The 7,724-nt window shown below is 70.3% G+C and carries 6 protein-coding genes; 2 read left to right on the top strand and 4 right to left on the bottom strand.

Annotation, left to right across the window (positions count from 1 at the left end):
• On the top strand, positions 1 to 1,043 hold a 1,043-nt coding region (locus I6A60_RS06490), incomplete at its 5' end, for a CCA tRNA nucleotidyltransferase (protein ID WP_203055574.1).
• On the opposite strand, the gene I6A60_RS06485 is transcribed toward I6A60_RS06490, so the two are convergent.
• The 3 genes from I6A60_RS06485 to I6A60_RS06475 form a co-directional block, all read right to left on the bottom strand.
• Entirely contained in the window at positions 1,040 to 1,849 is an 810-nt protein-coding gene (locus I6A60_RS06485) for an AfsR/SARP family transcriptional regulator (RefSeq protein WP_238434891.1), read from the bottom strand. The genes I6A60_RS06490 and I6A60_RS06485 overlap by 4 nt on opposite strands.
• A complete protein-coding gene (locus I6A60_RS06480) occupies positions 1,831 to 3,309 on the bottom strand; it encodes a hypothetical protein (RefSeq protein ID WP_203042249.1) in 1,479 nt (492 codons plus the stop codon). The genes I6A60_RS06485 and I6A60_RS06480 overlap by 19 nt, the downstream gene beginning before the upstream one ends.
• Positions 3,310 to 3,754: 445 nt before the next feature.
• A complete protein-coding gene (locus I6A60_RS06475; RefSeq protein WP_203024776.1) occupies positions 3,755 to 5,140 on the bottom strand; it encodes an MFS transporter in 1,386 nt (461 codons plus the stop codon).
• Positions 5,141 to 5,426: 286 nt separating this feature from the next.
• Here I6A60_RS06475 and I6A60_RS06470 point away from each other — a divergent pair, with 286 nt between their 5' ends.
• Positions 5,427 to 7,199 (top strand): substrate-binding and VWA domain-containing protein, encoded by a 1,773-nt coding sequence (locus I6A60_RS06470; protein WP_307873549.1) that lies wholly within the window; start codon positions 5,427 to 5,429, stop codon positions 7,197 to 7,199.
• Positions 7,200 to 7,211: 12 nt separating this feature from the next.
• On the opposite strand, the gene I6A60_RS06465 is transcribed toward I6A60_RS06470, so the two are convergent.
• Positions 7,212 to 7,646, bottom strand: coding sequence for a DUF5318 family protein (locus I6A60_RS06465; protein WP_203024774.1), 435 nt, complete (start codon positions 7,644 to 7,646; stop codon positions 7,212 to 7,214).
• Positions 7,647 to 7,724 lie beyond the last annotated feature (78 nt).

Below are 7,724 nucleotides of genomic sequence, written 5' to 3'. Positions count from 1 at the left end.
CGGGGGCGGCCCCCGACCAGGTGTTGGTCGACCTCTGCGGCGGCAGGGCCGACCGGGCCGGGGGGGTGCTGGGCACCCCCGGCCCGCCCGAGGTCTCCCTCGACGACGACCCGCTGCGCATCCTGCGCGCCATCCGGTTCGAGGCGAAGCTCGGGCTCACCCCGACGCCGGAGCTGGTCGAGGCGATGCGCGCCCGGGTGGACCGGCTGCGGATCGTGGCGCCCGAGCGGGTCCGCGACGAGCTGCGCAAGCTGATCGTGTCCGCCGACCCCGATCGTGGGCTGCAGCGGCTGGTCGACGTCGGGGCGGCGGCCGTCGTGCTGCCGGAACTGCCCGCGCTGCGGATGGAGATCGACGAGCACCACCAGCACAAGGACGTCTACACCCACACGCTGACCGTGCTGCGCCAGGCGATCGAGCTGGAGGACGGCGGCCCGGACGAGGTGCTGCGCTGGGCCGCGCTGCTGCACGACATCGGCAAGCCGCGCACTCGCCGGCACGCCGCCGGCGGCGGTGTCTCCTTCCACCACCACGAGGTGGTCGGTCGGGACATGACCCGCAAGCGGCTGGCGGCGCTGCGTTTCCCGAAGGACGTCGGCGACTCGATCACGCTGCTGGTGTTCCTGCACCTGCGCTTCCACGGCTACGGCACAGGCGAGTGGACCGACGCGGCGGTGCGCCGGTACGTCCACGACGCCGGCCCGCAGCTGGAGCGGCTGCACAAACTGGTCCGCTCCGACTGCACGACCCGCAACAAGCGCAAGGCCGCCATGCTCGCCCGGCACTACGACTCGCTGGAGGAACGGATCTCGGCGCTGGCCGCGCAGGAGGAGATCTCCGCGATCCGGCCGGAGCTCTCGGGGGACGACATCATGGAGGTCCTGGGCCTGCGGCCGTCCCGGCTCGTCGGCGAGGCACGTCAGCACATGCTCGACTTCCGGTTCGACATGGGCCTGGTTGGCCGGGACGCGGCCGTCGTCGAGCTGCTGCGCTGGGCTCGCGCGCGCGGCCTGGAGGTTCCGGGCGAGACCTCCGAACCCTAGGTTGGCGATCCTTCTCGGAGGATCTTCACCTCGAGATCGCGAAGAGTGGGACCGGCGTCGACGCCCAGTTGTTCGAGAAAGTAGCGCCGGGTTTCGCGGCAGACCTCCAGAGCAGCGGTCGTCCGGCCGCAGTCGTGGAGAGCGGTCACCAGAAGCAGCCGCAGTTCCTCGTCGAACGGGAACTCGACCACGGCGTCGAAGAGCTCGCCGATGGCCGGTTCCCGCATGCCCAGGGCGAGGCGTGACTTGGTGCGCCCAAGAAGGGTCCGCCTACGCAGTTCGGTGAAGCGGGGCCGCCAGGTCCGGGCCAGCGCCGGCGCGAGGTCGCCGAGCGGCTCTCCTCGCCAGAGATCGAGGGATCTGCCAAAGCTCTGCAGGGCGACGTGATGGTCGTTGTCGGCCGCGGCTGCCAGGCCCTCGGAGAGGTGCTCTTCCGCCCGCGCGACGTCGACCTCCTCGTCTGTCACGACGAGCCGGTAACCGCCGGGAGAGGTCTCGATTACCTCCCGCTCGCGCGCCGACGTCTGGAGTGTCCTTCTCAGCTCCGCCACCAGGTTTCGAACCTGCGGGACGGCCGTCGCCGGCGGTGCCTCCCAGATCGCCTCGACGAGACGGTCAAGACGTACGACCTGGTTGCGTTGGAGCAGAAGCGAGGCCAGCAGGGAGCGTGCCCGGATGCCGGTCACCGGGGCCCTGGCACCGGCGACCGCCATCTCGAGCGGGCCGAGCATCGCGAACCAAAGGAACGGTCCGTTCGGGTCCGGGAGCCCTTCCGCTGAGAACGACCTCAGTGGGGCGACCGACATTCATCTCTCGCTCTCGGTGTGCAATCGCTGGTTACAGGGAGTGCGATCCGGGATGGTGATGCCGTCTTGGCGTACTGACTGTAACGAGATGAGAGCGGAGTCGCGACTGATCGCCCCAAGCGGTTCCTGGGCCGTGGGCCTCGGCCAGTCTGGTCTATGTCTGCGCCTGCCAGTCCGAAGGTCTCCAAGGAGAAGGCGAGGACCAGGCCGAGAAGCGGGAGAGCCGGCGGGACGTACCGATAGTCGAACCCGGCCGTCATCGGAGGCAACAGAATGGACAGGACGGCGAGCATGAGGACGAGCCCCAGCCGAGAGGACTCCCGGCGGCGGATGCGCCCGACCACCAGACCGATTAGCCCGGCGATCAGAAGAACGCCGATCAGCGGGGCTGGCAGGTAGACGTGGCGCTGGTACGAGGAGATCCACCCGGCGGCCGGATTGTAGGAACGGGTGACGAAGTCGCCATGGTCGTACGCCCGGAGATCGTTCTCGATCTGCGCACGGTTGTTCCTGCCGTCAAGCGAAGGCGGCGGTGTGCCGAACAGGTACTGGCGCGAGACAGACGCGTCGGGGTAATCATCGAGGCGGGAGCGGAACGTCCGTAGGAAATCGTTCACGACGGCCTTGGCATAGTCGTCCGGCTGCGCGCGGATCGCGCGCAGCGCGAAATCCATCGCCAGTCTTTCCTTCGCGGGATCGAACGTGCCGCCGGGAACCCGGTACAGCGGCGAGTCCGCGTGCCAGAGGTAGTACGAAGAGGTCTCGCGGCGCCCCGCCGGCTCGGTCACGCAGAGCACGCGCAGGCGGCGTGGTGGATTCATCCTCGCGCAGTCCGCGAACGGCGCCGTCCGCGAGTACAGAAAGATCCCGGCGCTGCCGGACGTGTTGAACGAGCCGTTTACCGAGGAGTACCAGGCGCAGTAGGACACCACCGGGATGGCGAGCGCGCAGCTGAAGGCGGCGCACGTCCGCCAGCCAGGGCGCCGCGCGAGAAGCCACAGGCCCACCGCCGCCGCCAACGGCAGCCCGATCGACCGAGTGATGGCCGCGCCGGCCAGGCATAACCCCGCGACGACGGCGATGCCGGGCCGTGGCGTGCGATCCCACAGCAGGCTCGCCACGGCCACGGCTATGAACGCCGTATAGAGCGTCTCCGAGAGAACGAGATGTTCCAGCTGAATCTGATATCCGTCGAACAGCACCGGGGCCGCCGCGAGCGTTGCCGACCAGGCGGGGAACGAGTGCCTCCGAAGGAGCGCGTAGATCGTGACGCCCGTGAGCAGCCCGAGGAGATGCTGCGCCACGGCGACCAGGAGAAAGCTGTGGAAAGGCTCAAGCGCCCGCAGGAACAAGGAGTAGCCGGAGGGTCTGACCACATAGGGGGACAGCCGCAACGCGCCGCCGACGTACTCGTAGCTGTCGTTGAACCAGGCGGCCGGCCGATAGCCGGCGACCGCCACCGCTCGCACCAGCGTCGCCGTAGTCAGGGAGAACAGGAACAGGCGGTGGTTCAGGCTCGAGGTGAGGACCCGGCGCCAACGTTCGGATGCGCGTTCCCCGACGCTCTCGGGCGCGCGCCTGGTCAGGACGCCCCCATCAGCGGGCGTCGGACCCTGTCAGGGCGGCGTCTGGTCCGGCGCCGGTTGACGGGCGCGACCCGGCTTGCTCCAGGTCGCAAAAAGGGTGTTTTGCGGGCATCGGGGCAATTTTGTCAGCGCGACATAACCGGAAGATATGTGCGACATAACTGCCCTAGGCGTTTGAGATGTTACCCAAAGCGATCGCCGCCGAAAGAGAACCAGTCGCTGCGGGCGCCGACTCGGGTTCGAGCGTGCCGACATGCGCCGCGGGCGCTGGCCCGGTCCGGGACCCTTTTGGGACCGGGACCTTTGGGTGCGTGCTCGTTCAGGGAACCGAGACGTCCGGGCTGGCCGGCGCACCCGCCACCACGGCGGCCGGTGGCGCCGGCTCGGACGCTCCAGGCCCGGTCGCGGCGCCGTCCATGTGAATCCGCAGGTCGGACGCGTGCCGGCGCGCGGCCAGGTAGTAGATCACGCCGGCGAGCAGGTACCCGGCTCCGGCCGCGACGATCGTGCCGGGCGAGTGGCCGTTCTTCGGCACCACGAGCGCGGCCACGGCGCCGGCACCGGCGAAGGCGACGTTGAACAGCAGGTCGTAGAGCGAGAAGGCCCGGCCGCGGTAGGCGTCGGGGATGTGCTCCTGGACGATTGTGTCCACGCAGATCTTGCTGGCCTGCGCGGAGAAGCCCAGCGGCAGCCCGGCGAGGACGAACAGCACGGAGGAGTAGGGCAGCCCAAAGGCGATCTCGATGACACCGCCACCGACCAGCACGATCAGGATCCAGCGTGCCCGCGGGATCCGCGCGGTGACGGCCGGCGTGGCCACGGCCGCCAGCACCGTGCCGATCCCGCTCGCCACAGCGACGGCCGCGAGCCCCCAGAGACGGCCGTCGCCGCCCTTGAAGTAGTTGGCGTAGAGCAGGATCGTCATGAACAGCACCAGCCCGTAGGCCGCCCGCGACGCGGTCAGCGCGGCCAGCGCCCGCCGGGCCGGGCCGGCCCGCCACAGCACCCGCGCCCCGTCCGCGAAGTCGAACGCCACCCGCCGCAGCTGCTCGGTGCTGCCGGCCCAGTCGCCGGCCTCGACCGGGCCGAACATCCGCCGGTCTGCGAGCGTTGCCGCGGTCGCGGCGGCGCCCAGGTAGGCGAGCCCCGCCAGGCCGGCGACGAGCGCGACCGAGGCGTCGTGGCCGCCGGTGAGCCCACGCACGCCGGTGCCGATGCCACCGCCGACGAGCGCGGCGACAGTGCCCGACGTCACGGACAGTGAGTCCGCGCTGACCAGTCGATCCAGGTCCACCACCATCGGGAGGCCGGCCGAGAGCGCCGCCAGCACGAACCGGTTGACGCTGACGGCGCCGAGCGCGACGACGTAGAAGTCCGCGCCGGTGTGTCCGGCCGCGATCAGCACCGCCAAGATCGCCAGCAGGGCCGCGCGGACGAGCGAGCAGTAGACCAGCACCCGCTGGCGCGACACCCGGTCGAGCACGATGCCGGCGAACGGCCCGATCACGCTGAACGGCAGCACCACGATGGCCAGCGCCGCGGCCAACGCACCCGGCGACGTGGCCCGCTCCGGCGAGAACAGCACGTAGCTCACCAGGGTCGCCTGGAAGATCCCGTCGGCGGTCTGGGACGTCAGCCGGGAGGCATAGAGCGCCCGGAACCCGGGGACGACCAGCAACTCCCGTAGTTTCCCCGCCCGCGCCATATCTCGACAGCCTAGAAGCCCCAGCGGCCATCAAGGGCCGGAGGTCGTCTGGTGCGCGGCGTGCCTAGAGCGTCACACCATGTTGTCAGCAACCGGCGAAGTGCGCCCAACCCCATCACAACCAGTGTTGCGTTTGGCAAGGATTCTTCACTAGGCGTTATGTTCGGGCCTCTCGTACCCAGTGTCGCGGAGGTCCGGTCCGATGGCCGACGCACGTCACCGCCCCCGTCACCGTCCTGCCAGTCGGTCTGTTGCTCCGGTCAAGATTTTCATCGCGGCCATCGTTGTGCTGCTGCTGGCGGGTGGCGGCTATGTCGCGAGCACCAGGCTGGTGAGCCGCGACGAGGCGAGGGCCGGCTGTGCCCAGACGATGCCGCTGACGGTGCGCACCGGGTCCACGCTCACCGCTCCGCTCACCCAGATCGCCGCCACCTACAACGACGAGCGGCACCAGGTGCTGGGCAAGTGCGTCCAGGTCAAGGTCGAGACCGTCGACAGCGGGCAGACGGCCGAGGCGATCGCCTCCGGCTGGACCGATCAGCAGTACGGCCAGGCGCCGGACGTGTGGGTCCCCGAGTCAGCCGATTGGGTCGCGTTGGCGAAGGCGAGCCCGGCCGGGGTGAAGATGCTCGGCGACGCGGGGGCCGTGGTGGCCAGCTCCCCGGTTGTGCTCGCGATGCCACGGCCGATGGCCGTCGCGCTCGGTTGGCCGGACCGGCAGCTCAGCTGGGCCGACCTGCGCGCGAACGAGAACTCGACGTCCTTCTGGGCCGGCCGCGGGCACCCGGAGTGGGGCGACTTCAACATCGGGTTCGCGAACCCGCAGACCTCCGCCGTCGGTCTCGCCGCGGTGCTGAACGTGGTGGCGAGCACCGTCGGCCAGCCGTCGTCGGCGCTCACCGCGGCGCAGCTCACCGGCGACCTGAACACCAAGGGCGCGATCCTCACGTTCGAGCGCGGCGCCGACCTCGTCGCCGACTCGGACACCGACCTGCTCAGCTCCTACGTCGGCTGGGGCAAGAACGCCCCGGCGCAGATGTCCGCGCTGGTCATGCCGGAAAGCATGGTGTACCAGGCGAATGTCGGGACCAGCGCCACGGTGGCCAGCGACGACTCGATCAGCGCGGGGGCGTTGCGGCCCGCGGCCGTGCCGCTCGTCGCCGCCTACCCGACCGACGGCCTCGTCGTCGACGAGGCGAGCTACCAGCCGCTCGGTCTTCCAACCGGCTCCGACCGGGCCGCCGCCGCGGCCGACTTCCGCGCCGAGCTGACCGGCTCCGAGGGCCAGGCGGCGTTCCAGTCGGCGGGGTTCCGCTCGCCGGACCGGCAGAACCCCAAGCTCACCCAGAGCCTCGGCCTCGTCCCGACGCTGCGCACCGAGCCGCGCGCGGTCCTCGACGGCAAGGCCATCGCCGCCGCCCGGAACACCTTCATCGGCATCCACCGGCGCGGGAACACGCTGGCCGTGTACGACACCTCCGGCTCGATGGACCTGCCGGTCGCCAACAGCGGTGGCAAGACGAGGCTGCAGATCGCCGTCGGCGCGGCCGACGCGGCCATTCCCCTGTTCGCCAAGGACAGCCGGCTCGGCCTGTGGCAGTTCTCGACCAACCTCGACGGCACGAAGCCCTACCGGGAGCTGGTGCCGGTCGGGCTGATGAGCGACGAGGTGGGCAACGGCACCCGTGAGGAAGCGCTGGTGGCCGCCGTCAACGGGCTGAAGGCGAAGGGCGGCACGGGGCTGTACGCGACGGCTTTGGCGGCGTTCGAGAGCCTCTCCGCGCAGTACCAGCCGGACAAGCCCAACCAGGTGGTGCTGCTCACCGACGGGCAGAACGACGACCCGACGAGCTCGATGACCCTCACGCAGCTGATCGCGACCTTGAAGGCCGAGTACAACCCGAAGGCCCCGGTCCACATCATCACGATCGGCTACGGAGCTGACGCCGACATGGACGCGCTGCGGCAGATCTCCGCGGCCACCGGCTCGAAGACCTACCCGGCCCAGGACCCCAACTCGATCTTCCAGGTCATGGTCAACGCCCTCACCGACCGGTAGGCGCCAACCGCCTCATTCGGCGCGGCGGCTGATCCTTCGGACGGGCGTACCGCCGGTCCCGATGACATACGACATCACCAGGTGGTTCCAGCCGCACTCGGCGCAGACCTCGACGACGTAGATCCGAAGCTCACTGAAGCGACCGGCCAGGGCAGGCAGGTCGGCGCTCGCCCACGCCCGCCCCGAGGTGTCACCCAGCTCGTCGCCGTAGCCGTAGGTGACGTTCACCAGCGGATCGCCGGGTTTCGGCCGCTCCGGGTCGCCCGCGTGGCAGACCGGGCAGCTCCTGGTGGTCGGCTCGCCGTGGTGGCGCGCAGCCCGCAGCAGGTACGGGTTGGCGTCGCAGAGCTCCGGCCGGGAGACCCGGCCGGCACTCAGGTCGGTCAGCACCGCCCGGCGGGCGAGGGCGTAGTCGATGATCGACCTCGCTCCCGGCCCGGGTCCCATGGATGCCACGGTACCGCCACACCCTGACCCGGCAGCCACCGTTCGACGGCTCCGGGCGCCTTTGCACCCGGAGTTGCG

This window comes from Frankia sp. AgB1.9 (assembly GCF_016786355.1).
Classification (GTDB): Bacteria; Actinomycetota; Actinomycetes; order Frankiales; family Frankiaceae; genus Pseudofrankia.
Note: the sequence above shows the minus strand (reverse complement) of the source record. Positions and strands in the feature narration are given on the sequence as shown.